Here is a 14093-nt window from a genome sequence, read left to right on the forward strand (position 1 = left end):
ACTACAGGAGTGCCTGATGTCCGTTATCCTCACCCACGAAGGTCCGGTTTCTGTAATCACCATGGATCTACCACCCATGAATCTGCTCAACATTGAAGTGATTGATCAACTGATCCAATGCCACGAAGAGGCGGACCATCATCCCGAAACGCGGGTCATCATCACCCGTTCCGCCGTGACCGAAATGTTCTCCAACGGGTTAAACCCCATGTACGTGTTGAAACGCGATGAAGCCGGTCGCGCCGATGTCTTTCGTGCCATTGGCCGCCTGCTCAACCGCCTCTTCAAGCTGGGCAAACCCCACATCGCGGCCCTGAACGGACCCGCCATGGCGGGCGGCGCGGTTTTGGCGCTCACCGCCGATTTTCGCTACATGGAGCAAGAGCACGGTCGCCTGTGTTTCTCAGAGCCCAAGGTCGGCTTGCCGATTCCCGAACCCATTTCGGCCATCATCGCCTCTTTCTGTACACCGTCCATGGTGCGTGAGGTGGTTTTGTATGGCAAAAATATGGATGCGCAAACCGCGTTGGCCTCGGGCTTGGTCGACGCCGTCGCCCCAGGGGAAGAAGGTTTGCAGGAACTCATCGAACAAGGGGTCGGCCGCCTGGCGCGCCTCTCCCCCGCGGTCCTGCGCGCCACCAAAATCGGCATGCGCCGCCGCCTCTATAAACTGACCGAAACCTTCGAAAACGATTTGGGTGACTTCGCCCAATTCACCCACGCCGATTTCCTCGGTGAGGGCCTGCAAGCCCTGGTCGAACAACGCCACCCCGTCTTCAAACGCTAATTCATGGGCTCAACCGCGAAACACGCCGCGCACACGCCAAACCGCGCTAGCCCGCATTTCTCACAAGGATTCGTCGCGAGATCCCGAAAGCCTTGTGAGTACGAAGATTACGACCGAGAGACGGCAACGGGGTCCGACCTTTCGCGGGGCCGACCTTTCGCGGGGCCGACCATTCGGCGTAGCAGCTGAGGCGAAGGCGGCTCGACCGAGTAAGGCGGCCGGCCGCCCCGCGGAAGGCAAACCCTCGTAATCGCATGGCTTGCCCCGTAGCAGAATTCCTTGTGAGAAATGCAGGCTTGGGAATGGGCATAAAAAAAGCCGCGTAGGAGATCGACCTACGCGGCAAAAGCCCAGGAGCAAAGTCAATTTCCTTCCAAACAGGCTTCAGAAGAAAATCGACAGGGACATGGTAAAGACCGAATCAAGCTTGTCACTTTCGACGCTAATCGGATCAAGCGTTTCGCCCGCGGTATTGGTCAGGGCGACATCAACCAAAGCCGGCTCGTTGTCCCAAAGCAAAAACAAACCGGCTTTGAGGGCGATATGATCGTTGAATTTGTTGGCCAAGTTGGTGTCCAGTAAACCACGCAAGTCATTGCTATCACTACCGTTGCCAATCATTTCTAACTTCTGCTCAAAAGCCGCTTTGGGATTGATTTTAATCGTCCATTCGTAATTCACCACCGGACTGAAAAAATCATCTTTTTCGTTGCCCTCAACGGTCAGATCCTCCATGGTGTAACCCGCCGCGACACCAATCTTAAATACACGTTTGTCGGTTTTCACCAAATAGCGACCGATCCCGGCGTGGGCGCTCACGCGACTGTTGACCCCGGAGAAGCGGTCACGGTACCAATCCGCGTTCGCCTGAAAAAACCAATGCTTCTTTAACAAACGTTCGTAGCCAACCCTGGCGCCATACTTTTCCTCAATCGTCACCGTATCCGAGACCTTGGTGAAATCAATCGAGCCGTCATCTTGCTGCACGGCCGTCTCGGTTTCGGAGGTAATGTCCTTGTGAATGGTGAGCACACCGAAAACAAACTTGTGTTTATCTTTTTCATAACTCAACTTATTTTTCAGGGAAAAGGTATTGGAGATGGTGTTCCCCTCGGAAAATACCAGGGACAAATCCAGGTTATCCTTCCAATACTTTTCTTTTTTCTCCGCTTCTTTTTCCTGCGCGAACAAGCCGGCACTGCACGAAAGCAGCAGCAGCAAAAGCACTTGCTGTTTCAAAACCATCCTCCGAATTTTGTCCAAGCGGGAAATCAATAGGTGTATCGGCAAACAACATCAGGCCTTTAGTCCTGAGCGCACTTTATTGCTGGAAAGATCTTTTACCGCAACAAAGTTCCTTTTCAAGCCGACTTTCCGCCGACCGGCGACTCAGAAACGCGCCCCAATCGCTAGCGATTCCCCTGTTTCCCACTCAAGGTACCTTAGCCCGCATTTCTCACCAGGAGTTCTGCTACGAAGCTCCGTGAAAAATGCGGCTTAGGTCTTCACCGATCCAAGAGGGTTCACCTCGAGAACCACAGTTCGAGGTAACCTTGGGCGGACATTCTATCTCAAGCACCCGAAACATCAACGTGAAGAATCTTAGCCATTTGCAAAGGCGCGGTGCTTTCCCAAGGCTCGGGACACATACAAGCCGATCCCGCGCCAAATCGTATAAAAAGGCGCCCATGGCGATATCGGCCCAGCATCCTAGACGGTTGACGCGCCTGTCGCCTTATCGGCCCGATTTGAGCGGCGAGCGGAAACCTCCGCCGACAGCGTTTCCGCGTGCTTCTCACTTGGGGAAGTCTCACGATTGGGGTAAGATAGTCCCTTCGTGACCTCATGCCTCGGCAAGAAACATTCATGGCCGACCCTATTTGTTCGCAAACCATCAAAACGGGTGCCCGAAGCCCTATTTTCGGCAATGATTATATTCCGTTAGCCCGTGCGACCAAACGGCACCATCCCCGGTTCGAATTTGGAATCACTCATATGAACATCAAAATACTCGATCTGATCCAGCGAGAAACCGATCAACCCGTCAAACACATCCTCCTGATGGCCGCCTTATCAGGAATCGCTAACGCGGGCATCCTCGCCCTGGTTAACACCGCCGCCGACCAAGCCCTCGACCTCGGCGAAGCAAGCGTTCGCCTGTTGGTGATGTTTGTCGCCACCATTTTGCTTTACTTCTTCACCAAAAAAAAAGCCCTGATGGAGTCGTCGATCTTGGTTGAGAAAGTCATCAACAGCGTTCGGTTGCGCATGATCGACAAGTTACGCTTGTCCGATCTGCGTACCCTGGACAACATCGGCGAAAGCAAGTTTTACAACGTGCTCACCGAGGACGCGCGCGCGCTCTCCACCAGCACCCCGATCCTCGTCAACGCATTCCAGTCAGCGATCATGCTGGGTTTCTGTTTGCTCTACCTGGGCCTCCTATCCGTGGTCGCCTTCGGGGTCACGGTCGCGATGGTGGCGGGTGCGGTCATGGTTTACCTAGCCAATGCGGAGCAGGTGCGCGTCAACTTAGAAAACGCCACCCACGAGGAAACTCATTTTTTTGATTTCATGAGCCACATTATCGGGGGATTTAGCGAAAACAAAGTCTACCAAAAGCGCAACGACGCCCTGTTCCATAACTTCCTCAGCCGTTCCCTAAACCGTGCGCTCACCCTCAAGGTCAATGCCCAAAAACTGCTCGTCGGCAACTTCATGTTCGCGCAAGTCTTTTTCTATGTGCTCCTTGCGGTGATTGTGTTCGTGCTGCCCCGCTTTGACCACCTCGACGGCGACATCATTACCAAAACCACCGCCGCCATCCTCTTTATTATCGGCCCTTTGGAAAACATCGTCAGCGCCGCTCCTGTTCTGGCCCGCGCCAATGTCGCCATCAACAACCTGGAAACCATGGAAGCACACATCGACGCCGAAGCAACCAAGGACAAACCCGCAACCCCGCAACAAATCAAGAAGCTGTCCCAATTCCAAACCTTAACCATGAACAAAATCACGTTTTGCTACCGCGATAGGGAAGGCCGGGACGGCTTTCCACTCGGTCCGGTAAACCTGACCATCAACCGAGGCGAAACCCTGTTCATCATCGGCGGAAACGGCAGCGGCAAATCCACGGTCATGCGCCTGCTCACCGGACTTTATTACCCACGTAGCGGTCAAATCCGCTGTGACAACACCGTCATCAACAGTGAAAATTACCAGGCCTTCCGTGAACAATTCTCACTCATCATGTCCGATTTCCACCTTTTCGACCGTTTTTACGGACTTGAGGATGTGGACACGGACCGCGTTCAAGAGTTGATCGATTACATGGAAATGGATGAAATTGTCAGCTACAGCGAAGGCCGTTTCTCCAACATCAACCTTTCGACAGGACAGCGTAAACGCCTGGCGATGATCACCACCTTGCTTGAAAACAAACCCATCTGTGTGTTTGACGAGTGGCCCGCCGACCAGGACCCCACCTTCCGCCGTCGCTTCTATACCGAAATCCTACCCCAACTCAAAGAACAAGGAAAAACGGTGATCGCCATCAGCCATGACGACCACTATTTCCATTGCGCCGACCGCATTTTGAAAATGTTCGAGGGCAACTTTGTGCCCTACGACGGCAAAATGTGACGACCTCTTCTGCAACCACCTCGCGCCCTAAACCGAACAGATCCCCCTTCATCAACTTCATCAATAAGGAGCCACCCATGACGGAACACGTCGAAAACGATGTTCAACCAGAAGAACCCGCCGACAGCACCCAAACCCATCAAGAAGAAACGCAAAACCAGTACATTCCCGATCCGGCTTTTACCGAGGTGACCGCGGAGTTCATCATTCGCAAACACGTCGCCTACGCGGCAGGCTCCGGCTTGATTCCCATTCCCTTGTTCGACATCGCGGCGGTCACCGCTGTTCAGGTTAAGATGGTGCGCGATCTGACCAACCTCTACGGCATTCCCTTTTCGGAGAACCGCTTTAAAACGTTGGTTACGGCACTGATCGGCGGCATCGGCAGCGAGCAGATCGGCCGCCGATTGCTGGGCAGCGTCTTAAAAGCCATCCCCGTCATCGGCCCCATCGCGGGCGGCGCGGCCGTGCCCATCATGTCCGGCGCCACCACCTACGCGGTCGGCCAAGTATTCCGCAAGCACTTTAACGGCGGCGGTACCGTCCTCAACTTTGATCCCAGCAAGGCCAAGGATTACTTCAAAGAGCAATACAACCGCGGTCGCGAAAAGGTCGCCGACATGACCAGCAAAGACACGGACAGCGCACCCGTCGCGGAACCCACGGCTCAAGCGGCCGGCTAAATTAAGGGACGCGACCCTTGCGGTCGCGTCCTTTTCGACCAGGTTTACTACGAAAACAAGGGATCAATGACGTGGGGGGTGCCGGCCCAAGAGTCGCGGCCGACGTAATAGAAGGTCCGGCCCGAGGGGGTGTCCGCCAGAGAACGGCGGTAGTCGATACCGAGCGCGCTAAACACGGTGGCGCTGAGGTCAACCAGCCCAATCGGACGGTCATGGGACCAGCCGTTGTCGATGACGGCCCCGCCTACCGCATCGGTCGCGCCGATGATCCGGCCGCCCTGAACGCCGCCGCCCGCGAAAAGAGCAGAGAACGCGTCGCTGAAATGATCGCGACCCTGCAGGCGGTTTAAGGCACCGGGCGTGCGCCCAAATTCCCCGACAACCACCACCAAGGTTTCGTCGAGCAAGCTTTTGCCGGCCTCGACACCCGGCGTTTCAGACATTTCGTCAAAAAAGGCAGCCAGGGCGCGGTCGAACAACGGCCCCTCGTAGGCGAGGTGACCGTATACTTGGGAATGGCGATCCCAGTCCTGATAGCCGATATGGATAAAACGCGTGCCGGAGTCGGCCGCGAGCAATTGGTAGGCCTGTGCCAACCACTCGCCAATGCCGCGCCCGCTCACGTAGGGTTGACCGTCCTCTTGTTGTGGTAGGTAACGCAATTGCCGTTCGTCATCCAAAGTCAATGCAGCGCGGGCACGTTCATCGAACATCAGCGCCTCGGCCGACGACCACAAATAACGGCTCCCCAAGGGATCGTGACCTTCCTGCTTCAGCGGGTCCAAGGTCCACAACCAGTTCAAACGCGTGCGGATATCCCCGTTGAGGTACGCGTCAAATTCTCGGTCAAAGCGATTCTCGACTTCCAAAAAATAGGCGTTGTGTTGGCGCGGGAACATCCCGGTACCTGGAGGACGCATGCCCATGGCGAAGAAGGTGGGAAGCACGTCGTCGGCACCGCGCTGTCCGGCTAATTCCACGGAAATGAGGGACCCCAGCGAAGGCACCTCGGCCCGCAAGGAAGCCGCTGGATTAAAGCGGTGACCGGTTTCCACGGCGAATTGGGCGCGTTGGTGGTTGCGCTCGACGCCGTACAAGGAGCGCACCAAGGTGAAGTGATCACCGCGCGCGGCAAGATCGGGCATGATCCCCGCGGGCCAAAGCGCCCCGGAGGACAAGCGGCTCTGTCCCATTGCGTTCGGGGTAGCGGGGCCCGGTTTGTAATCAAAGGTATCGACGTGGCTCATGCCGCCGACGGTGTTAATAAACACACAATTGCGCGCGGTTCCCCACAGTTGCGGGTCGCGTTTGTCGAAGCGGGTTTTGCCCGCCAGCAAGGGACGAAGCCCGGCCAAACCCAGCCCGGCCCCAATTTTAAGTGCAGTTCTGCGATCCATGGCGGGCCTCCTCAGTAGTTTATGCGAAATTCGCTGTAGTTGATCAGGGTCCAGTGCAGGGTGTGGGCGACATCGACAAAAGATTGATTCCCTTTAAGCGCCTCAATTTTGCGCATTTCAAGGCGGGTCGGTTCCCGCATGAGAATCGCCAAAAAGGTACGCCGGATTTTCTCTCGATCCGACAAAGCCGTATGGGCCAGGTGGGTTAATTGGCTAATCACCTCACGGTATTCATTCGTGATGTTGCCGTGTTCATCACGCTCCCAAACGATGTAGGTTTGATAGGGCCCGATGCGCCCTTGAATCACGTAATCGTTCATCATCAGAAGGGCTTGCGAGGGTGCCGGGGCGTCAAAGCGCGGCTGATCGTAGCGGTTACCAACACCGAACACGGTGAGGAACTGAGTCAGCATGTAGAACATATGGCCGTGGTAATTGTCGGGAAATTGGTGGGCAAAAACAAAGCTCAGTGGGGTGAAGCTGTCCCCATCACCGGGAACCCGCTCGATACCGGCGGCGCCGACCCGTCGCAGGACATCGGTAGCGACAACAAACTGGTCAAAAACCTCTTCACCGGTCAGCTCGCGAACCACGCGCCGCACATACAAATCGCGGTGTTCCGGCCGCCAATCGCGAACGGTATCGGTGGAAAGCTGGTAGGTTTCGGAAAGGGCGATTAAACGCAGGGTGGCGCGCAGATCGTGACCGCTTTCGATGAAAAAATCGGTCATGGCTTCCATCAGCCGCGGCTGGTTGGCCTGGAGCGTCCAGGGCGACGGCGGCGGTTGATCGGGATCAAGGCGGGCCGGATCCAATTCGTTGTAGGGCGACACAAAAGGAACCGCGGTCATGTGACCCCACAAGCGGTTGACGAAATTGCGCGCAAACATGCGATCCTCGGTGACCATCCTCGCCAAGGCGGCGGCCGGATGTTCCCCGTCACCGGGTTCCTCACCGGTTAAAACAAAACGCGGTGGAATCACACCGCCCTCGCGCGGCGGGCGCATACCGTCCACGGTATCGGCAATGTAGGGCGTATCGAGGCGGTCGGTTAAATCAAAGCCGTGAAGCAGCGGGTTATCGCTGGTGATTTGTTTGGCGGTGAGGAACGCGGCCGTTTCCCAAAAGTTGCGGCGTTTTTGGCGGCTGAGGAATAGGTTGATGTCGTCGAGGTAACCGCTGCCGTCGTGGCATGAAATACAAGCGGTTGAGGTGCCGAGAAACACGTCGGTAATGTGGGTCGCCTCGTTGTCGACACGATCTTGTAAATTGCCGCCGAGGCCGCCCGCGCGCAGCAGGTAATTGGTGGACCACGCGCGGTAGGAGTTGCCGCGCGCCGTGATCAGCTCGGTGGCCATCGTGGCCAGGGAACGGTTCTCCGCGACCGCCTCACGCAAATAAAAGGTGCTAAAGCCAACCGCGCCGCGGGTGTTCTGAACCTTGTAGGTGGTTTCAAAAAGTTCGTTAAACCAATAGGTCCAGCGGTCGACAAAGGCCTCCGAGGCCAACAACTCGTCCACGTAACGGGCGCGTTTGTCCGGGTCCTGGTCCTTCAGAAACGCCAAAATCCGTTTCAGGTTGGGAATACGCCCGGTCAGGTCGAGGCTGACGCGACGCATGAAGTTGAGGTCGTCACAGCGGAAGGTGCGTTCCACGCCCGCCTCCCGTTGGACTTCAAAAAGAACCCTGTCGATCAGGTTGGCGGGTTGGTCCGCGACCGGCAAAGCCATCCCCTGGTAACGGCTCGGGAACAGAAAGGTCGCCTTCGGGACGGTGCCGCGGGTGGTTTTGCCGCGGTCCGCGCGATCACAGCCCGACATGCAGTTTGGGTGGGGATCACCCGCGTAGGCAGGCACGAGCCGGCCGCTTCCGATCAGGAGCGCAAGCAGCAAAAGAACCGTGCTTTTTATAAGATAAAATCGAACCAAAAGATCCTCCATCAACCCCCCTTTTAACAGGGATGGCTCATTTCCGCATTGGACGCGATTCGGCAGATGAGGGTCGAAAATTTCCACAAAGAACAACTACCATCGTAAATTTGACGTACGACGGAATACCTAACATAAAGACTAAGTTCGCGCTCTCCCCTAACCCGCATGACGCGATGTGAAGGGCGCGGCATGGCAGCTTCATGCATATCGCGAGCCGAAAGCTTGAACCGCCGGCTCATCCGGCGGCCCTGGCAAGGTTCAAACCCAATAAATTCAACATATTAATTTTTAACAATTTCTAACCGACGCATTCTCAGTATTTCGCCACGCAAAACGAGTGCAGCGGTTTTCGCACCGCTTGCTGCAGAGACGACTGTATGGTTCCAGATGACTGATTGACCGGCGCACCTGGTGAGCAAGCCGCTTCGGTCAAAACCACGGCTTCCCAAATACAGCGCGGTCAGGCAATGCTGCTATAGGTTGGTTTCATCAAGCGGCGGCAGCGGTTCGCGTCGGGTCAGCCAAATATTGGGAATGCCCGCTATGCCGGTATAGGCCGCGACCACCCCGCCGACAATCGCCGCGTTGGTATCCATGTCACCACCCAAGGCGACGGTGCGCCACAGAGCTTCCTCGTAATCGTCGAGGAAATGGCTGCTCACCCACAATGCAGCAGGCACCGTATCTTGGGCCATCACCCGGCTGCCGTTCCCCAACGCGGTGACCAGGGTTTCCACCGAACTGTCGGCGCTTAATCCCCGGGCTTTTTCCAAGCCACGCCGCACCTCGGATTGGGGCAAACGCGTCGTAACCGCCTCAAGGAAGGCGCCGGGATTGGGTTTCCCTTGACCACGTGCGCGGAAAGCGAACGCGGCGGCCAAGGCAACCGCCACGGCACCCACCTGACCTTCCGGGTGGAAGTGGGTCACCATGGAGGCGCGACGTGCGGCGGCGGCGGCGCCGTCTAAATCGTGCGCCAGAAAAATCCCGATGGGGGCGGCCCGCATGGCGCCGCCGTTGCCCATGGAACCTTCCCCGCCAAAAGCTTCCGAGGCCTCGTCGCGCCAGGGTCGGCCCGCCGCGATGCCACCTAAAATATCGTGGGCACCCCCGCCGTAGCCGCGCGAAGGTTCGGCCCCATAACGACGGGCAAAACGCCGTGCCAAATCGTCGCAGTCGATGGTGTTGAAGGCAAAGAGGTTTTCCACGACGGATAAACCCATCGCGGTATCGTCGGTCCAACGCCAGGGCCCCGCGGGCGGTTCCCCATTGCGAGAAAAAGGGGTGCGAAAAAAAAGTTGGCCGAAGGCGTCACCAACCGACAAACCGTTTAAACAGGCCAAGGTATCGGCTTTCCGTTGTTTGATATCGCGCAAGGGCAACACTCCTTCGAGGGGTTTGACCGGGTGGTCGCCGACAAGCATACCATCGCCGACGCAAAGTGTACACATCACACTATCAATAATGCGAGCGCGATGGGAATGTCAGGAGCCTTGGGTCTCCGGCAGGATCGCATCGGCAGACGGGTCCTCATCACGGGAAGGATTCAACGGATTGATCCAAAGTAGCATGATACTGAGCGCTTGCAGCGGAACCGCGATCAAAAACAGCATTTGCATCGAGCTCATTTCGTGGATCCAGCCGGAGAGGGTATTGCCGATGATGGAGGCGCCGCCGCCCACCACGCTGCTAAACAAACCCTGGAAGGAGGCACGGTCGTGATCGCCGGCAAAGGCGGCCAAGGCCTGCATCGCCGCCGAGTAGTACAAGGCAAAACCAATCCCGTGCAATGCCTGGGTGGCCGCGATTAACCAAGGATCGTCAAAAATCCCAATCAACAGCCAGCGCACCAAATTGGCGCCCAAGGCCATGAACAGAACATGGCGATAGCTCCAGCGCCGAAAGAACCAACCGGCGGTAAAAAAGGCGACAATCTCGGCAATGACCCCAAAGCTCCAGTACCAGCCGATCAGGGTCGGGGCAATATGGACTTCTTCCAGAAACAAACTGAAGCCGTAGTGAAAGGGGGCGAAGGCCAACCAGTGGGCCGACATGGCCGCGATCCAAAGCCAGAAACCGGGCGTCAAGCGTTGCCAAAATTGGGCGCGCGGGTGGCGGCTGTCGGCTTTCTGCTCGGTAGGCAGGGTGATGGTGGAGAGGGCGAACATCACCGTGGTCAGCATCAGGAGCGGGTAAAAACTTTCCAAACCGTAGTGGTCCATCGCCCAACCGCCGAGCACCGCGGCGACAATAAAACCAATGGAACCAACGAGACGCCGCCGGGCAAACAGACGCGGGTCGTTTTTGCTAACCTGCATCGCCAGCGTATCTTGCAATGACACAACCGGTGAACGCGCGGCCCCCATGATCCCGAAAAAAAGCAGGTACAACCAACTGGGCTCGCGGGAGAAATACCACAGCGGCGCGGTCACCAACACCAAGGTCCAGGCACAGAACTTCATCAAACGGTCGGCGGAGAGGAAACGGTCGCTCAAACGCGCCCCGAGAATGGGAATCACCGCGCTGAAAAAATAAAACAGGGACAGGATCATGCCGGTTTCGGTTTTGGTGTAGCCCTGGTGAATCAGGACCGGACTCAAAAAAGGCAGGATCAAACCGAAAAGCAGGAAGTAGGTAAAGTAACTGGCGGACATGTTCCCTCACAAGCCAAACGAGCCTGAAGCGGCCAACCATGCTACACCAGCCCAATCAAAATCTAAATCCTTTGTGTCACGGGTGAGGGCGGTTGCGCTAAAACAAACGGGTGGGCCGGTGCGTCCCGATGGTCACCTCGTTTCGGCCATGCCCAACCAAGCGGGATAGCCACTAACGCATCCAGACCGCGCGCCAGAACCAACCACCACCCTGAGATACGCAAAACCGGCGGGCGGGTCCGCCTTGTACGTGGGAACCGCCCACGGCGCTGTTAAGACGGTAAAGGCACGGTTAGGCTGGTGTGGAAGCGGTCGTCGGGATCCACCTCACCTTTTAACCGTTGCAGGATCGCCCATTCGGCATCGTTGTCGTAGTACTTGGCGCGTACCTCGGGTTTGCTGATGTCGGTATCCTCGAAGGTTCCCCAAAAAACGCGGCGCTCACGGCCGTGGTTGTAGTGCTGGTCGATCAACCGTTGCATGCGCTTCTGCAAACGCATGGCCGCGGCCTTGTGGTTGTGTTTGTAAAACAGGTCAAACACAAAACAAAAGACGGCGTCGCGATGGGGAATCGCGGTCACCTTGCGACCCGGTCCGCGTTGCTGGGCACCGCCGCCGATCACCATCTGGAACACCAACTTCACCCCTTTGGTTTGCGAAACCACCTCGTCCACCAAGGCGGTAAAACCCTGGATGAAATCATCGGTTAAGGCCTCCACGGTCACGTTGATGCGTTTTTTGTAGGGATAACGGAATTCGCGACCGTCCCAGGTGGTCATCGGCCAACGCCGTACGAAATCGTCGGACATATGGGACAATTCCTTGGGACCTTCTTTGGTCAGCAGGCGCTCGATAAAGGTGCGATCCGCCGCCACCTTGTCGGCGATTTTGCGGCGGAAACGCGCCACCTTGGCCGCCTCGGCGCCGGTATGAATACCCGGATCCACAAACTCAACCAACATCACCGGGAAAAAGGGCATGCGCCCGCTGGATTCAACGGTCATCATCCAATCCATCCCCGCCGGCAAGCTACCGTCGGCCACGCCGCGACTCCAGGTTTGTACCTGTTTCATGAGATCACGGTAGGTGCTCGCGCGGTATTTGAGGGTGGCATTGTACCAATTAGAATGCGGGTAGTCGCGATCCCGGAGCGTCTCAAAGGTGTAGTTGGTGACAATGCCGAAAGAGCCGGCGTTGCCGCCCAAAACAGCCCAAAATAGTTTCTCTTCGAGGGACGCGTTGGCAGGATCGAAATCCTGATCCGGGCGCGTCAACTTGAGAAACCGGCCGTCGGCCAACACCATCTCGAACGCAACCACGTGGTCCATCGCCAAACCAAAGCTACGCGCTAGGTGGCCGTAACCACCGGTTTGGGCGTGGCCGCCAATGGCCACCAAGGGGCACTCGCCGTGGGGAATGGTGATCCCGGCAGATTTAAATTCTTGTGCGATGTTGGTGAGGCGCGCGGCGGGGCCGACATTGACGATGTTGCCGTCGATGTCGAGCCGGTTGAAGGCGTCCATGCTCAGCACCATCGTATCCTTGCCGCCGGTCGATTTGGCCGAATACTGGTGGCCGCCACTGCGCGCCACCACCCATTTCCCCTTTTCTTTGGCAAAACGCAGGGCGGCGCGAATGTCGTCGATGTCACGCGGGTAGGCCACCAAAAAAGGCGTGGTCTCCGCGGCGGAATAGGAAGAAGTCGCGTAGGCTTTGGCATGCTTGCGGTAGCCAGGTTGCCCTTTTTGATAGACCTCGCCTTTGAAATCGGGAATACGGCCGCTTCGCGAGGCGGGTCGTGCCCTGGGTGCTAGATCGACCAAGTTGCCGCCAGACCGCAAGGCGGTGCCGGCGACATCCAACAAGCTGCCGATGCCGGGCGTCGGCTTTGGCACGGGTTCAAAGGCATGGCCGGCCACGGTTAAGGCACCCTCGCGATCCCATTGTAAGCGGGCCGCGATGCGCAGGGTCGGGTTGCGTTTACCGCCGTGGTTTTCGTCGAAGGCCAGCGCTTCGTCGACGGCCGACACAAAACCGTCAATCAATGCGGCGTGCCTGTTGCGGTCGGTTTCACGCCGGGACAAACGCCGTGAACGCATGGTTGGGTCCGGGGACGGGCCGGCCCCCTGCTCCAGCGCGGCGACCATCACCTCGGCACCCGCGTCCACGGATTCAACCAATACCTCGTGAACCTCTTCATCAAAGAGGGCCAACGCCTCACGCACGGCCCCCATCACGGCATCGCGGTGGGCCGCCTCGGCACCGCTCAGGGTCACACCAAACAAGGGCAGATCGGCAAGGGCGGTAACGGCGTCGAGAATCAAATCAATACCGGCGGGCAGATTCACCTTGGTGAACAAGTGGTTCGCCACCGCCAAAAAGGCATCACGACCGGGATAAATGCCGGCGAAACGATGCATCCAAAGACTGTCAGCCGATACAGGCTGAAATTGGATCTCGGCGAGCAGCGCCTTGTTTTCGCGAAGAACGCCGGGATGGGCCGCGTCCCCAGCGAAGGCAACGGCTTGACCTTCGGGATTCACGGCCCGAATGTTTTGGGCAAAATCACTCAAACTGCCCAGCGTGCGACACAGGTAACCCGGCACCTCGTTCAACAAGGAAGCGGCGATACTGCGGTCAGGGTCGGCGCCAAGCGGCAAAGCTTTGCCCTGTTTGATCAGCGCCTCGGCCAAATCGCGGCCGGTCGCGGCGGCCTGCGCCACCAACCCACCCGCCTCATCACGAATCGCAGCGAGCGAGCTTAAATCAATAACGGCGTCCACCGGATCACCCTGGGTATCTTGGTCGGCCACCTGGCGACCGCTTCGCACGCGGGTCCTGCGCCCGGTGTTAAAACCCACGGCCTCGGCAACCCCGGCCAAGGATGCGGGGTACCAAACATCATGCGCACCGAACTGTTCGGAAACGGGATTGATAAAATCAAGCGCGGCCGGAATGATCCAGCCATCAAAGGAAGGTGTACGAACGGGCATAACGAA

At 57.4% G+C, this 14093-nt stretch carries 9 protein-coding genes; 3 read left to right on the top strand and 6 right to left on the bottom strand.

Annotation, left to right across the window (positions count from 1 at the left end; all coding sequences use genetic code 11):
- The first annotated feature begins 16 nt into the window (after nt 1–16).
- On the top strand, nt 17–787 hold the full coding sequence (locus J3U88_RS19370) for an enoyl-CoA hydratase/isomerase family protein (protein ID WP_207860596.1): 771 nt from the start codon (nt 17–19) through the stop codon (nt 785–787).
- A gap of 384 nt (nt 788–1171) precedes the next feature.
- On the opposite strand, the gene J3U88_RS19375 is transcribed toward J3U88_RS19370, so the two are convergent.
- Nucleotides 1172–2026, bottom strand: a complete 855-nt coding sequence (locus J3U88_RS19375) for a DUF481 domain-containing protein (protein ID WP_207860597.1) — start codon at nt 2024–2026, stop codon at nt 1172–1174.
- Nucleotides 2027–2782: 756 nt separating this feature from the next.
- Between J3U88_RS19375 and J3U88_RS19380 the strand changes: the two genes are divergently transcribed.
- Together J3U88_RS19380 and J3U88_RS19385 are read left to right on the top strand one after the other, a co-directional pair.
- A complete protein-coding gene (locus J3U88_RS19380) occupies nt 2783–4429 on the top strand; it encodes a cyclic peptide export ABC transporter (RefSeq protein ID WP_207860598.1) in 1647 nt (548 codons plus the stop codon).
- A 77-nt stretch (nt 4430–4506) separates the two neighbouring features.
- Nucleotides 4507–5112 carry a YcjF family protein gene (locus J3U88_RS19385; protein WP_207860599.1) on the top strand — a complete coding sequence of 202 codons (606 nt, stop codon included), beginning with the start codon at nt 4507–4509 and terminating at the stop codon, nt 5110–5112.
- 47 nt (nt 5113–5159) lie between these two features.
- Here the strand turns inward: J3U88_RS19385 and J3U88_RS19390 are convergent, their stop codons facing one another.
- From J3U88_RS19390 to J3U88_RS19410, 5 genes are all read right to left on the bottom strand, one after another.
- Nucleotides 5160–6509 (bottom strand): DUF1501 domain-containing protein, encoded by a 1350-nt coding sequence (locus J3U88_RS19390; protein ID WP_207860600.1) that lies wholly within the window; start codon nt 6507–6509, stop codon nt 5160–5162.
- An 11-nt stretch (nt 6510–6520) separates the two neighbouring features.
- On the bottom strand, nt 6521–8437 hold the full coding sequence (locus tag J3U88_RS19395) for a DUF1549 domain-containing protein (protein ID WP_207860601.1): 1917 nt from the start codon (nt 8435–8437) through the stop codon (nt 6521–6523).
- Nucleotides 8438–8913: 476 nt separating this feature from the next.
- Nucleotides 8914–9816, bottom strand: a complete 903-nt coding sequence (locus J3U88_RS19400; protein WP_243436036.1) for an ADP-ribosylglycohydrolase family protein — start codon at nt 9814–9816, stop codon at nt 8914–8916.
- A 108-nt stretch (nt 9817–9924) separates the two neighbouring features.
- Entirely contained in the window at nt 9925–11094 is a 1170-nt protein-coding gene (locus tag J3U88_RS19405; RefSeq protein ID WP_207860603.1) for an MFS transporter, read from the bottom strand.
- Nucleotides 11095–11366: 272 nt separating this feature from the next.
- On the bottom strand, nt 11367–14087 hold the full coding sequence (locus J3U88_RS19410; RefSeq protein WP_207860604.1) for an FAD-binding oxidoreductase: 2721 nt from the start codon (nt 14085–14087) through the stop codon (nt 11367–11369).
- Nucleotides 14088–14093 lie beyond the last annotated feature (6 nt).

Origin of the sequence: Acanthopleuribacter pedis, assembly GCF_017377855.1 — a bacterium.
Lineage (GTDB): Bacteria > Acidobacteriota > Holophagae > Acanthopleuribacterales > Acanthopleuribacteraceae > Acanthopleuribacter > Acanthopleuribacter pedis.

Coding starts and splice junctions, on each gene's coding strand:
- J3U88_RS19370 (WP_207860596.1), top strand. CDS start 17: ATGTCCGTTATCCTCACCCACGAAGGTCCGGTTTCTGTAATCACCATG.
- J3U88_RS19380 (WP_207860598.1), top strand. CDS start 2,783: ATGAACATCAAAATACTCGATCTGATCCAGCGAGAAACCGATCAACCC.
- J3U88_RS19385 (WP_207860599.1), top strand. CDS start 4,507: ATGACGGAACACGTCGAAAACGATGTTCAACCAGAAGAACCCGCCGAC.
- J3U88_RS19390 (WP_207860600.1), bottom strand. CDS start 6,509: ATGGATCGCAGAACTGCACTTAAAATTGGGGCCGGGCTGGGTTTGGCC.
- J3U88_RS19405 (WP_207860603.1), bottom strand. CDS start 11,094: ATGTCCGCCAGTTACTTTACCTACTTCCTGCTTTTCGGTTTGATCCTG.
- J3U88_RS19410 (WP_207860604.1), bottom strand. CDS start 14,087: ATGCCCGTTCGTACACCTTCCTTTGATGGCTGGATCATTCCGGCCGCG.